The organism is Caenimonas sp. SL110, from assembly GCF_001044395.1.
Lineage (GTDB): Bacteria > Pseudomonadota > Gammaproteobacteria > Burkholderiales > Burkholderiaceae_C > Ramlibacter.
This window is the reverse complement of record NZ_JANU01000059.1, coordinates 95,211-108,315: the sequence shown is the minus strand read 5'-3', so window position 1 is coordinate 108,315 and position 13,105 is coordinate 95,211. Positions and strand designations below refer to the sequence as shown.

Below are 13,105 nucleotides of genomic sequence, written 5' to 3'. Positions count from 1 at the left end.
GTTCTTTCGTTGATGTTGCGCCCGGGCTCACTCCACGCGCGCGCCGGATTCCTTGATGGCCTTGGCCCACTTGGCGATCTCGCTGCGATTCCAAGCCGCGAACTGCTCGGGCGTATTGCCAACCACCTCGGCGCCCAGTGCACCGAGCTTCTCCCTGACTTCCGGCATGCGCAGCACGGCGACGAGGTCGGTGTGAATCTTGTCGACGATGGGTTGCGGCGTGCCGGCCGGCACCAGCGCCCCGATCCAGGACACCGCCTCGAATCCCGGCAACCCGGATTCAGCCATGGTGGGCACGTCCGGCAGCGACGCGGAGCGCTTCGCGCTGGTGACCGCCAGGGGCTTGAGCCGTCCGGTCTTCACATGGTTTGTCACGGCAACGATGTTGTCCCACATCAGCGAAACCTGACCACTGAACAGGTCGGTATAGGCGGCCGGCGTGCCCTTGTAAGCCACGTGGGTCACCTGGGTTCGGGTCTCAGCCTTGAACATCTCACCGGCCAGGTGGTTGGACGTGCCTACACCTCCCGAACCGAAGTTGAGCTTGTCGGGATTCGCCTTGGCGTAGTCGACGAGCTCCTTGACGTTCTTCACCGGCAGCGACGGGTTCGCCACCAGCACCAGCGGCGTCGTAGCCACCAGAGTGACCGGGGTGAAGTCCTTCAGGTAGTCGTAGTTCAGCTTGCTGTAGAGCGTTGTGCTGATCGCGTTCGCTACGGTTCCGAAGAAGATGGTGTAGCCGTCGTTAGGCGCTCGTGCCGCGATTTCACTGCCGAGATTGCCACCGGCTCCAGGCCGGTTCTCGATCACGACGGGCTGGCCCCACTTCTCTGACAGCTTCTGGCCGACGGTGCGGGCGATCACATCGGTGGCGCTTGCCGCCGGGAAGCCGAAGGTGATCTTCACCGGCTTCGTGGGCCACTGCACTGGGTCAGCGGCATGGGCGGTTAGCGCGGCCGCTGCGGCGGCGAGCGAAACGATCAGGTTCTTCACAGTCATGGGGTGTCTCCTTCGGTGGACCGTTTTACGTTTTCAATGAGCCAATACTACAGTGCTATAGAGCACATGTCAAAAAGGCAGTCGAGGTACCATACCGCCCGATGGCAGCCGAGATGAACCAAAACAGCGATTCCAACCAATTGATGGACCAGTACGCCCGTGCGGTCGTGCCCGGCCTGGCGAAGTACGCGCAGTTGCGCGAAACGCTAGCTGCGGCCATCCGCGGCGGCCACTGGAAACCCGGCAGCCAGCTGCCACCCGAGCGTGAGCTGGCGCGCCTCACGCGGTTCAGCCTGGGCACCGTGCAGCGCGCGCTGCGGGACCTGGCCGACGAAGGCCTGCTCGTACGCACGCAAGGCAGCGGCACCTATGTCGCCGAGAGTCGCGCCGCGATCGACTCGCCTCTCTACCTGCGTTTCCTGGGGGGGGAGGGAGAGCCCCGGTTTCTGCCCCTGTTCCCCAAAGTGCTGTCGCGCGAGCGGATTCATGAGCGTGGCCCGTGGTCCGAATGGCTGGGTCCGTCCGACGGTGCGGTCGTGCGGATCGCGCGCCGGATCAGCGTCAATGCGGAGTTCAACCTGTTCAATCGCTTCTACTTCCGCGCGGACGCCTTTCCCGGCATCGCAGCCGCGCCGCTGGAGACGCTAGCCGGCGCCAACCTCAAGCAGTTGCTCGGCGGGGAGAGCAACATGCTGGTGACCGAGATGCGTCAGCGCGTCTCCTTTGTCAAGTTCTCCCAGGAAGCTGCGGACGCTGCAGGCGTCAAGGCCGGCACGCGCGGCATGCTGCTGGAGAGCGCGGCGCTCGCCGGCCGCGAGCCGCTCTACTACCTCGAGTCATTCATTCCGCCAAACAATCGGCGCCTGGACGTGTCCGCCGCCTGAAGCCTCATGCTCATGCGGGCTTTGCGCTGTGTGACCTGTGCATCGTTGCGCAATTCGGATGTAATCCCGTTGCAATGACTTCAGTCCCACCTGCAGCCCCCGTATGCACCACGCTCCCCTGTGCCTTGTGTCGGGGCTCCCTGGCCACCGTCGTCGGCTCCCATGATCGCAATGGCGCGGCGCTGCGCACCGTCGCTTGCGAAGGTTGCGGGCTGGTCTGGGTCGATCCCCGGCCGTTCGATTCCCGCCAGTTCTACGAGCAGGATTACCGCCGCGCCTACAAGAACACATTCGAGCCACGGCCCAGGCATGTGCTTCGCGCGGGCCGGGTAGCACTGGACAGGTGGTCCAGGATCAAGCGCTTCCTGCGCCCGGGCATGCGTGTGCTGGACGTGGGCAGCGGCGGCGGAGAGTTCTCTTACCTGCTCACCAGGCTTGGGCTGCATGTCGTGGGGGTGGAGCCCAACGTCGGGTACGCGCAATACGCCCAGCGCGAATACGCCCTGGACATCCGGCGCGGCTTTATCGGGGATGTCGAGCTTGAGGCGGCAAGTCGCGATCTGGTGACGATCTGGCATGTCCTGGAGCACACGGAGGATCCCGGCGCGGTGCTCCGCAAGCTTCGCCACGTGCTGGCTGCGCAGGGTCTGCTTGTCGTGGAAGTGCCCAACATCGAGGCGACGTGTCAATCTCCCCGCAGCACGTTTCACGCGGCTCACCTTTATCACTTCAATGTCGCGACTTTGCAGGCGCTGGCCAGTTGCAATGGGCTGCAGGCGATTGACCATCGACTCTCGCCCGACGGCGGCAATCTGACCATGGTGTTCAGGGCGGCTGACAAGGCCGCCGCATGCGAATCACGCATCGAAGGCAATCACGAGCGCGTCACGCGTGTGCTCGCGGCGCACCGGCCGCTGCGGCATCTGCTTCGGCCCGCGACTGCATTACGAACGATCCGCCGCCTGGCGGGTGCCCTCGATGAGCGGCTCACCCTCTGGAAGGGAAAGCCGACAGGCAAGGTCGTGCTGGACGAGCTCTACGATCAGGCCCTGCGGCTGGGCCGGGTACCTGAAAGTTTCCCCGCGCTGCGCCTCGTCGGATGGGCCGCAGGTGCTGTCGCTGCCGCCTGGTGGCTCGAGTGTGAGCTGGTGGACGATGCGCACCAGTTCGCATGGACCACCGCGCAGGGGACGGCGATCTACTTTGCACTCCTGGCATCGGCGCTGGTCGGAGCATGGCTGGTCACGAGGCGCCGGTCGCCAAAGGACATGCGCCTGCGGCTCGGTGGCCTGAGCCTGATTCTGGCCCTGATGCCGGTCCTCCACTGAGGCTGACGGCCTCGCCCCCGCCCAAGGGCAACTGAGCGTCTGCGTGGCGCTGGTGCCTCTGAGCAAGTGGGTGCGGCCGAATAAGTAGGCTGCCAGGGCTGGTGGCTTCGTCCGACACCAACTTGAGCCTGCGGCGCTGGTCGCCCCGCGACCGCCGTCCTATCGTGATGGGTTCACTGCAATAACCCAACAAGGAAACATCCCATGAAAATTCTGATGGTGCTGACCTCGCACGACCAGCTCGGCGACACGGGCAAGAAGACCGGCTTCTGGCTCGAAGAATTTGCCGCTCCGTATTACGTGTTCAAGGACGCAGGCGCGCAGGTCACGCTCGCTTCCCCCAAGGGCGGCCAGCCGCCGCTCGACCCCAAGAGCGACGCGCCCGACGCACAGACCGATGCGACCCGCCGCTTCAAGTCCGACGCCGCTGCGCAGGCCGCACTGTCGAGCACCCGGATGTTGCGCGATGTGTCGGGCGACGACTTCGACGCCGTGTTCTATCCGGGCGGGCATGGTCCGCTGTGGGACCTGGCCGAAGACGCCGATTCGATCGCGCTGATCGAATCGATGGCCGCCGCAGGCAAGACCGTGTCTGCCGTCTGCCACGCGCCGGGGGTGTTGCGCCGCGTCCGCGCCAAAGACGGCTCGCCACTCGTGAAGGGCAAGCAGGTCACCGGCTTCACGAACACCGAAGAAGAGGCCGCGCAACTCACGAAGATCGTGCCGTTCCTGGTGGAAGACATGCTCGTCGAAAACGGCGGCAAGTACAGCAAGGGCCCCGACTGGCAGCCGCACGTCGTCACCGACGGCAAGCTGATCACCGGCCAGAACCCTGCATCGTCAGAGTCCGCTGCGCACGCTGTGCTCGCGCAGTTGTAGAACGAAATTATTGCGTCGGTGCGTTTGCGGTGATAACGTCCACCCCGACGCAGCAGTTCGCGTCCGCCGCCGAACTTGATTTCAATGTCGGTCGAGTGCCGATGAACTTGAGGTCAACGGAGCTGCAATGCGCCTGCCTGGATCTGCGTTTTCTGGACATTTTCTTGGCGTGCTCGCGGCAGCGGTGCTCGTTGCCTGCGGCGGTGGCGATGAGTTCGCAGCACCCGCCCCACCCGTCGCAGCCACCGGTGGGCCGCTCTCGGCGCAAGCACTCGCGAGGGCGGCCGGTCCCCTTGCCAGGCCCCTGGCGACGACCACAGCGCCTACCCCCACCGTCCTTCCTCCCACAACGCTCGACCTGGCAACGCCCGACCGCGTGACCATGGGCAGCATCGTCGTGGGCGACATGCGCTACACCGACGTGGTGGTCACCTGGGGGCAGGTGCTGGCAGGCGGTCTCGATACACCCAGGACCAGCTACAACGCCTATGACCCGGCGACCTACCAGATCACCCTGCCTGAGTTGCTGGTGGCGGGCACCACCTACACCAATGTGGTTTTGAGCGCGACCGGCCTGGTGAGTGTCGGCGGCGGTGCTCCCCTGGGTCCGCTGATCCCGAACGATCCCTTGTTCGGCGAGCAGTGGCATTTGCAAAACACAGGGCAGGCCGGGTTCAACGGCGTGCCCGGTCTTGCAGGCGAGGACCTGCGCGTGACGATGGCCTGGAACCACGTCACCGGCGCCGGCATCCGCATCGCCGTGGTGGACGATGGGCTGGACGTCAATCACGAGGATTTCCGCGTCATTGCCGGCAAGAGCTGGGACTACCGCGTCGACGCCTACGGCGATCCATCGTCAACCACTGGCAGCCACGGCACATCGTGCGGGGCGTTGGCGGCCGCGCGTGGGCAGAACGGCATCGGCGTCACCGGCGTGGCCTTCAACGCGAGCATGGTCGGCTACAACCTGCTGGCCGCCAGCATGGACCAGTTCGGGGCCGGCGCTGTCGTCAAGGACCTGGCCGACAACCACATCTACACCAACAGTTACGGCGCGCCCGATGGCACCGGCATGGCTCACCCGGCAAGCCAGGCCTGGCGCGACGCCATCGATACCGGCATCACGACTGGACGCGGCGGCAAGGGCGTGGTCTATACCTGGGCAGGTGGCAACGGCGCAGCCGCCGATCGCTCGGACCACGACGGGCAGGCCAACTACCAGGGTGTGCTGGCGATCGGCGCGCTCAATGACCAGGGCAAGCGGTCGTCGTACTCCGAGCCGGGCTCCAACATCCTGGTGATGGGATACGGCGGCGAGTTCTGCGACACCCATGCGGTGACTTCGGCCGACATCATGGGCGATGCCGGTTACAACAATGGCACGGGCTCCAAGACGGCAGACGCCTACAACGACTATGCGGGCATTCCCAACTACACGCGCTGCATCAACGGCACGTCGGCGGCCACGCCAGAGGTCGCAGGCATCACTGCGCTGATGCTGGAGATGAATCCTGCACTGGGCTGGCGTGATGTTCGCGCGATCCTGGCCACGACCGCGCGCAAGAACGATCCGACGAATCCGGGCTGGGTGACCAATGGCGCGGGTCTGGGCGTCAATCATGAGTACGGGTTCGGGGCCGCCGATGCCTCTGCCGCAGTGGCGACTGCTCGCACGTGGGTGAACCTTCCGGCGCAAAAGACGGTGGTGGCAAACCAGGCGACGCCTGCGCAGATCGGGTCCATCGCGGTCCCGCTGGCCAGCACCGTGGTGCTGGGAGGCTCGGGCATCAGCAAGCTGGAATTCCTCGATGTCACGGTCGATGCCACGGCGGCTGACTTCGGCACGCTGGACATCACGCTCACGAGTCCTTCGGGAACGGTGAGCACATTGAGCGCGGTGCACCAGTGCAAGGACACGAGCGACTCGAACAATCCGACCACGGTGCCATGCGGCAATGCGTTGCAGGGCGGGTTTCGCTTCGGTGTCGTGCGGCTGATGGGTGAGCCGGCCGATGGCACCTGGACGCTGCGCATCGGCGACCAGGCCAGCGCCAGCACCTTGACCGCATGGTCCATCAAGGCCTACGGGTACTGAAGCACCGGAGACCCACCATGACTACATCCCGTTTTTCCCAGATTCTTCGGTCCCTGTGCGCATCGCTCGCCGTGCTTGCAACAGGCACTGCCATGGCTGATGGCGCCAGCTACTACTACGACGGCGCACGCAAGGTCACGATCAGCCAGGTGCCTTATCTCGCCGCAGACTTCGCCGGGACCGCAAGCGGTCCGCAGGCGTCTCTCGCCCCAGGGGTGAGCCGCGTGGCAGGCGACAGCGTCGTGCGCATCTACCGGATGCCAGCGTCGCCCTTGAATACGCCCGATGCTGGCGCCACCAGTTCGTTGACGCCGGTGTTCGTCCGGGGCCAGGCCGCCAGCGGCCGTTTGATGGCGTTGCCCGGAGGCGTGCTGGTCAAGTTCAAGCCGGACTGGACCCGCGAGCAGGTCGATGCCTGGGTCGCAGCGCGCGGCTTCGCCAAAGCCCGTGCGATGGACTTCGGCAAGAACTGGTTTCGCATCGACACGCTGCCGGGAGCGGCATCGCTGCAGGCGGCCAATGTCATTTTCGAATCGGGCGACGTACTGGCGGCGAGTCCGAACTGGTGGATGCAAACCAGCGCAAAGTAGGCGGCGCCCAGGCGCACCGAACAAGGGGTGACTATGCAAACGGAAACCGATTACCTGATCATCGGCAGCGGAGCGGTGGGCATGGCCTTCGCCGATACCTTGCTCGACGAGAGCGACGCGCACATCACCATCGTTGATCGGCGAAGCGCACCGGGCGGCCACTGGCTCGACGCGTACCCCTTTGTCTCGCTGCACCAGCCATCGGCCTATTACGGTGTCAATTCCACTGAACTGGGCAGCCGCCGCAAGGACGACAGCGGTCCCAACAGCGGTCTGTATGAAATGGCGAGCGGGCCGGAGATCAATACCTACTACAGCAAGCTGATGCACCAGAGGTTTCTGCCCAGCGGACGCGTCAGCTACTTCCCGATGAGCAACTACACCGGTGAAGGGCGCATCGTTTCCCTCTTGTCCGGGGCGCAAACCGATGTCACGGTGCGCCGCAAGACGGTGGATGCCAGCCACTTCGCACCTGACATTCCCGCGACGCACACCCCTGGCTTTGCGGTCGCCCCAGGTGTGCGCCGGGTGCCGCCCAACGCGCTGCCGCAGTTGTGGTTGCAGCTCGCAGGTCGTACGGTGCCGCAGAAGTTCTGCATCCTGGGTGCCGGCAAGACAGCGATGGACGCTGCCGTCTGGTTGCTGCGCAACGGCGCATCGCCAACGTCTATCCAGTGGGTGGTGCCGCGTGACTCGTGGCTGCAAAACCGCCTGCACACGCAGCCCGGACTGGAGTTCTTCAATGACAGCATCGGCGGCGAGGCTGACAAGCTGGCCGCGTTCGGCGAGGCGGAGTCGATCGACGACCTCTTTTTGCGGCTGGAGGCGCTGGGGCAGATGCTGCGCATCGACCCGGCGCAAAAGCCCACGATGTTTCATTACGCGACGATCTCCACCGGTGAAGTGGAGCTGCTGCGCACGATCACCCAGGTGATTCGCAAGGGCCGTGTGCTGGCCCTGGAGCGCGATGCGATGGTGCTGGAGCAGGGTCGCATCGATATGGACCCCGATACGCTGTACGTGGACTGCACGGCCTCGGCCGTCCAGGCCCGTCAGAACTCGCCCGTGTTCCAGGGCGAGAAGATCGTTGTCCAGTTGCTGCGTGCGCCGCTGGTGGTGTTGAGCGCTTCGCTCACTGCGTACGTCGAAGTGCACGGCGGCGACGAGGCGCGCAAGAACCTGCTGTGCGAACCCGTGCCGTTTCCGAAGGACCTGGCCGGTTATGCCCTCGCCTCGAAGGTGAGCATGATGAATTCATTCCAGTGGTCGCAGGACAAGCAGTTGCGCCAGTGGATGCGCTCGTGCCGCCTCGACGCGTTCGGAAAAATGGTGGCCGAGCTCGACCGGACCGATGCGCAAAAGCAGGAGATCCTGGTGCGGCTGCGCACGAATGGCGCAGCGGCGATGGCCAACTTTGACCGGCTGTCAGAGACAGGGCAAGCCGCCACCGCGACTCAGTCTGCCTAGACGAGCACGTTGTCGTTGAACGCAATCACCGCATCGCCTTCGGTGGTGAATGCAACGCCGACCAGCGTCACCAGCGTGCCGAACTGGCCGCCAGCGGCGTCGCCGTTGCTGTCGAAACTGATCACCGTGGTCTCGCTGTCACCGCTGAAGCTCAGGTGACCGCTCGCCACCAGCTTGGCCAGCGTGGTTGCGCTGGGTGCGTTGGTGAAGTCGTTGACCAGGCCGTTGAAGTGCAGGATGTCGCCTTCGCCTTCCAGGCCCGGATTGGACGTGTTGAAGTCGGAGATCGTGTCGGCGCCGGTGACAGCGTCGGCCAATGAACGGTAGGCGAATGTGTCATGCCCGCCGCCACCGATCAGCGAGTCGGTGCCGCCGCCCGCATTGATCCAGTCGTTGCCTTCGCCCGCATTGACACTGTCGTCGCCTGATCCTGCGACGATCCGGTCCGCGCCGGCACCCGCAGTGATGATGTCGTCGCCGCTGCCGGCCTTGATCAGGTCCTGGCCTGCGCCTGTGGTGATCGTGTCATTGCCTGCGCCGGTGGTCACGGTGTTGGTGCCGTCACCGGCATCGACCGTGTTGTTGCCGTCGCCGGCTTCGATCTCGTCGACGCCCGAGCCTGTGGTGATGGTGTCATTGCCGGTGCCCGACTTGACGATGTTGGTTCCGTCGCCTGCGTTCACGGTGTTGTTGCCATCGCCGGCCTTGATCAGGTCGTTGCCCGAAGTGGTGGTGATGGTGTCGTTGCCACCAGCGGTGACGACCTTGTCATTGCCGCCGTTGCCATTGATGGTGAAGTCTTTGTTGACCAGTGCGTTGATACCGTCGTCGGTGCCTGCAAAGGGGGAAGTGAAGGTCGTGGTGGTGAAAGGCGGTGTGCCAAAACGGTAGCTGGGCATATGAGTATCCGGTTCCCGGCTGCCTGCTGAAGGGCGGCAATTTACGGTGAATGCGAGAGGTTTGCGAGCGACATGTCTTGCCGTACGACTTCAGTTGGTTCGACCTTAATGGCGAACTCATCGGCAGCGCGTGGGCTTGCGGGTTCAGTCCGTGTAAGGGAAAGAGGCCAGTTTTCACAGCTTGCGCGATTAGTATTGACTTCAAGGAGAAAGTCATGAGCCAGCAGTCACGAGGCAGCGATCCGGATGTGCCCGCACCGGAATCGATTCCCCCCATCGGCAATCCTGATCCGCAGCCGGGCGACCCCAGGCCGGGTGTTCCGCCGGCTGAAGATGAAACCGGGCGCCCTGTGGTGCCGGTGGAGCTTCCGGGAACGCCGGGTCTGCCGGAGCGGGTCGCGCAGTAACCGAATTACTCGCGCGTCACGCCATTCACTCGCGCGTCACGTCACTCATTCGCGCGTCACGTCATTCATTCGCGCGTCACGCGGACCAGCTCTTCGCGCGACGTCACGCCTTCGCGCACCAGTCGCTCGCCGTCCTCGCGCATGAGCTTCATGCCCGCCGACAGCGCGGCGGCGCGGATGTCGGCTTCTGCTGCGCGGTTGTGAATCTGCGCGCGGATCGCATCGTTGGCGATCATGAGTTCGAACACGCCGGTGCGGCCCTGGTAGCCGGTCTGGCCGCATTCCGCGCAGCCGCGCGGTTGCCACGCCGTGTCGCCTTGCACGCGGCAGTGAACGCAGAGTTTGCGCACGAGCCGCTGCGCGAGCACACCCAACAGCGACGAGCTGAGCAAAAACGGCTCCACACCCATGTCGATCAACCGGTTGACGGCGCTGGCTGCATCGTTGGTGTGCAGTGTTGCCAACACGAGGTGACCGGTGAGGGATGCCTGGATGGCGATCTGGGCGGTTTCGTAATCGCGGATCTCGCCGATCATGATGATGTCCGGGTCCTGCCGAAGGATTGCGCGCAAGGCCTTGGCAAAGTCCAGGTCGATCTTGGCGTTGACCTGCGTCTGGCCGATGCCGGGCAGTTCGTACTCGATCGGGTCTTCGACCGTCATGATGTTGCTGCTGCCCGCGTCCAGGCGTCCCAGCGCGGCATAAAGCGTTGTCGTCTTGCCCGAGCCCGTGGGGCCGGTGACCAGGATGATTCCGTGCGGCTGCGTGATCAGTTCGAGAAACCGGGTGAGCGTGTCGCCAGTCATGCCGACCGATTCAAGGCTCAGCTTCGATTCGCTCTTGTCCAGCAGTCGCAGCACCGCGCGCTCGCCGTGAGCGCTGGGCAAGGTGGAAACGCGCACATCCACCGCGCGTGTGCCGATGCGCAGCGAGATGCGGCCGTCTTGCGGCAAGCGCTTTTCTGCGATGTCGAGTTCGGCCATGATTTTCAGGCGCGAGATGAGTGCGGCATGCAGTGCGCGATTGGGCTGAACGACTTCGCGCAGCGTGCCGTCCACCCGAAAGCGCACGGACGAATGCCGCTCATAAGGCTCGATGTGGATGTCGCTTGCGCCGTCGCGCGCCGCCTGCGTCAGCAGCGCATTGAGCATGCGGATGATGGGTGCGTCGTCGCTGGTCTCCAGCAGGTCTTCGACCGCCGGCAGCTCCTGCATCATGCGCGACAGATCGGCGTCGTTTTGTACTTCGCTCACCACCGTGGCCGCGCTTGATTCGCCCTGCGCATAGGCCGCGCTGATGCGTTGCGCGAGAGCGCCGCTGTCGAGCGGGTGCAGTGCGCGCACGCCGTACTTGCGGATCACTTCGGTCAGCGCGGCCGAGGCCGGCGCAGCAGGATGCCAGAGCGTCAGCGTCTGCCCATCGTCTTCCAGCAGCAACTGGTGACCGCGCGCGAACGCGTAAGGAAGCGGATAGCGCACGCCTTACCTTCCGATGGGCGGCAAGGCCGGTCCGCTGCCCGGTGGAACGGGGGCGGGAATTCGCTGCAGTGGCGGCAGGGCGGGGGCCTCATTGATTGGCACGGCCACGCTGGAGCGCGGCTGCGCGTCTTCCTGCTTGCCGCGCATCATGTCGTAGCGGTCCAGCGAAAGCGCATCGCTGGCGGCCGCATCGCGAACCACGACAGGCCGCAGGAACACCATCAGGTTGGTCTTCTTGCGGCTGCGCACTTCGGACTTGAACAGGTTGCCGATGCCCGGCACGTCGCCCAGCACAGGCACCTTTTCCTGGTTGCCCGAATACTCGTCCTGCAGCAGGCCGCCGAGCACGACGATCGCGCCATCGTCCACCAGGATGGCCGATTCGATCGAGCGCTTGTTGGTGATGAGGCCGGTGGCCGAGTTGATCGAAGAAGCCTGCACGCTGGAGACTTCCTGGAAGATCTGCAGGCGCACGGTGCCGTTTTCGCTGATCTGCGGCTTCACCCTAAGCGTCAGGCCCACGTCCTTGCGCTCGATCGTCTGGAACGGGTTGACGCTGCCGCTGGAGCCGCTGTTGGAGTTGGTGTACTGGCCCGTGACGAACGGCACGTTCTGGCCGATGACGATCTTGGCTTCTTCGTTGTCCAGCGTGAGCAGCGTGGGCGTGGAAAGGATATTGCCGTCGCCGTTGCTCTCCAGGAAACGCGCAAGTGTGGCCAGAACAAACGCGCCGTTGACATTGCGCAGCACGCCGAAGTTGATGCCGGCGGACGGTGCAACATTGCCGGTGGCGGCCCCTTGCTGCAGCGAGATGATGTTCTGCCCGCCGATCGAGAAGTTGGTGCCCAGAACGCCGAGCTTGCTGCTGTTTTGCGAGCCGAAAACGTTCTGCCATTGAATGCCGAACTCGGCTGCCTTGTCGGCGTTGACTTCGGCGATCAGGCTTTCAACGAACACCTGCGCACGTCGTGCGTCGAGCCTGTCGATCACAGCGCGAATCTGGCGGTACTGCGGTTCGGCGGCGGTGATGATCAGGGAGTTGGTGGCAGGGTCGGCCTGGATCTGTCCGCCTGTCGAAGGTTGCGCGGATGCGGCGATCGGCGCAGTGGCGGGGCTGCCTTGCGCACCGGCCGTGATCGTCGTGACCGCGCCACCAGCGCCGGTCGCTGCGGAAGTGCCCGTCGCAGCGAGCGCGGCGCGCAACGTGACCGCGAGCTTGGCGGCTTCGGCGTTCTTCAGGTAGACGACGTAGATGTTGCCGGTGGGGCTCTGCGATCCGGGCTGGTCGAGCTTTTGCACGAGTGAGCGCACGAGGTTCAATCGCGCTGCATTGGATGCGCGCACCAGCAGCGAGTTGCTGCGCACTTCGGCGATCACCGTGGTGCGAAACGAGGTGTCCGCCTGCCCGGGCGCTGCGGCGACCGCCGTGCCCGCGCTGCCCGAATCGACCAGGCGCTGGACGACCGGAGCGAGATCGGGAGCGAGCTGGTAGCGCAGCGGCAGCACTTCGACGTCGGTCGCGTTCGACACGTCGAGCGCGCCGATGATGCGCCCGATGCGCTGCAGGTTGTCCGCGTAATCGGTGATCACCAGCGAGTTGTTGCCCGGGTTCACGTTGATCGTGTTGTTGGGGCTGATGAGGGGCCGCAGGATGGGCACCAGGTTGGCCGCCGGCTCGTAGTTCAGGCGAAAAATCTGCGTGACGATCTGGTTGCCGGCGACAGGTCCGGTGGACACCGCGCCGCCCTGCAGCTTGGCGTCGGCTTCGGGCACGAGCTTGAGCAGGCCGCCCGATTCGACAATGGTGAATCCTGAGAGCCGTACCGCAGCAAGGAACTGGTTGTAGGCGACAGCCGGCGCAACCGGGCGATCGGTCGACAGGTTGATCGTGCCCTTCACGCGCGGATCGACCACGATGTTGCGGCCGGTGATGGCTGCCATGGTGCGCGCCACCGCCTCGATGTCGGCGTTGACGAAATTAAGCGTGACCGGTTCGCGCGAGCGCTGCGCCTGGGCGAAGGCAGGTGCGCCGATCGCCATCGCGAAGGCCAAAGTCAGTAGAGCCAGTCGTTGATTCAT

General features: G+C 64.7%; 11 protein-coding genes. 7 read left to right on the top strand and 4 right to left on the bottom strand.

Going from position 1 to position 13,105, the window contains the following annotated elements; all coding sequences use genetic code 11:
- Positions 1–27: 27 nt before the first annotated feature.
- Positions 28–999 (bottom strand): tripartite tricarboxylate transporter substrate binding protein, encoded by a 972-nt coding sequence (locus AQ12_RS20310; protein ID WP_048441782.1) that lies wholly within the window; start codon positions 997–999, stop codon positions 28–30.
- A 101-nt stretch (positions 1,000–1,100) separates the two neighbouring features.
- On the opposite strand from AQ12_RS20310, the gene AQ12_RS20305 reads away from it, so the two are divergent.
- From AQ12_RS20305 to AQ12_RS20280, 6 genes are all read left to right on the top strand, one after another.
- Positions 1,101–1,883, top strand: coding sequence for a GntR family transcriptional regulator (locus tag AQ12_RS20305; protein ID WP_053076823.1), 783 nt, complete (start codon positions 1,101–1,103; stop codon positions 1,881–1,883).
- Between the two features lie 125 nt (positions 1,884–2,008).
- Positions 2,009–3,211 (top strand): bifunctional 2-polyprenyl-6-hydroxyphenol methylase/3-demethylubiquinol 3-O-methyltransferase UbiG, encoded by a 1,203-nt coding sequence (locus AQ12_RS20300; RefSeq protein WP_202967524.1) that lies wholly within the window; start codon positions 2,009–2,011, stop codon positions 3,209–3,211.
- Positions 3,212–3,415: 204 nt separating this feature from the next.
- Positions 3,416–4,090, top strand: coding sequence for a type 1 glutamine amidotransferase domain-containing protein (locus AQ12_RS20295; protein WP_048441781.1), 675 nt, complete (start codon positions 3,416–3,418; stop codon positions 4,088–4,090).
- A 127-nt stretch (positions 4,091–4,217) separates the two neighbouring features.
- Positions 4,218–6,185, top strand: a complete 1,968-nt coding sequence (locus AQ12_RS20290; RefSeq protein ID WP_053076822.1) for a S8 family serine peptidase — start codon at positions 4,218–4,220, stop codon at positions 6,183–6,185.
- A 17-nt stretch (positions 6,186–6,202) separates the two neighbouring features.
- On the top strand, positions 6,203–6,775 hold the full coding sequence (locus AQ12_RS20285) for a hypothetical protein (protein ID WP_152682880.1): 573 nt from the start codon (positions 6,203–6,205) through the stop codon (positions 6,773–6,775).
- Between the two features lie 33 nt (positions 6,776–6,808).
- A complete protein-coding gene (locus AQ12_RS20280; RefSeq protein WP_048441779.1) occupies positions 6,809–8,242 on the top strand; it encodes an NAD(P)-binding protein in 1,434 nt (477 codons plus the stop codon).
- Here AQ12_RS20280 and AQ12_RS22295 read toward each other — a convergent pair.
- Complete coding sequence (locus AQ12_RS22295) at positions 8,239–9,141, bottom strand: calcium-binding protein (RefSeq protein WP_053076821.1); 903 nt, start codon at positions 9,139–9,141, stop codon at positions 8,239–8,241. The two genes, AQ12_RS20280 and AQ12_RS22295, sit on opposite strands and share 4 nt — an antisense overlap.
- Before the next feature lie 215 nt (positions 9,142–9,356).
- Between AQ12_RS22295 and AQ12_RS20270 the strand changes: the two genes are divergently transcribed.
- Positions 9,357–9,548, top strand: coding sequence for a hypothetical protein (locus AQ12_RS20270; protein WP_048441778.1), 192 nt, complete (start codon positions 9,357–9,359; stop codon positions 9,546–9,548).
- Positions 9,549–9,613: 65 nt separating this feature from the next.
- Here AQ12_RS20270 and gspE read toward each other — a convergent pair whose 3' ends face one another.
- Positions 9,614–11,026 (bottom strand): type II secretion system ATPase GspE, encoded by a 1,413-nt coding sequence (gspE, locus tag AQ12_RS20265; protein WP_048441777.1) that lies wholly within the window; start codon positions 11,024–11,026, stop codon positions 9,614–9,616.
- Positions 11,027–11,029: 3 nt separating this feature from the next.
- Complete coding sequence (gene gspD, locus AQ12_RS20260; RefSeq protein ID WP_048441776.1) at positions 11,030–13,105, bottom strand: type II secretion system secretin GspD; 2,076 nt, start codon at positions 13,103–13,105, stop codon at positions 11,030–11,032.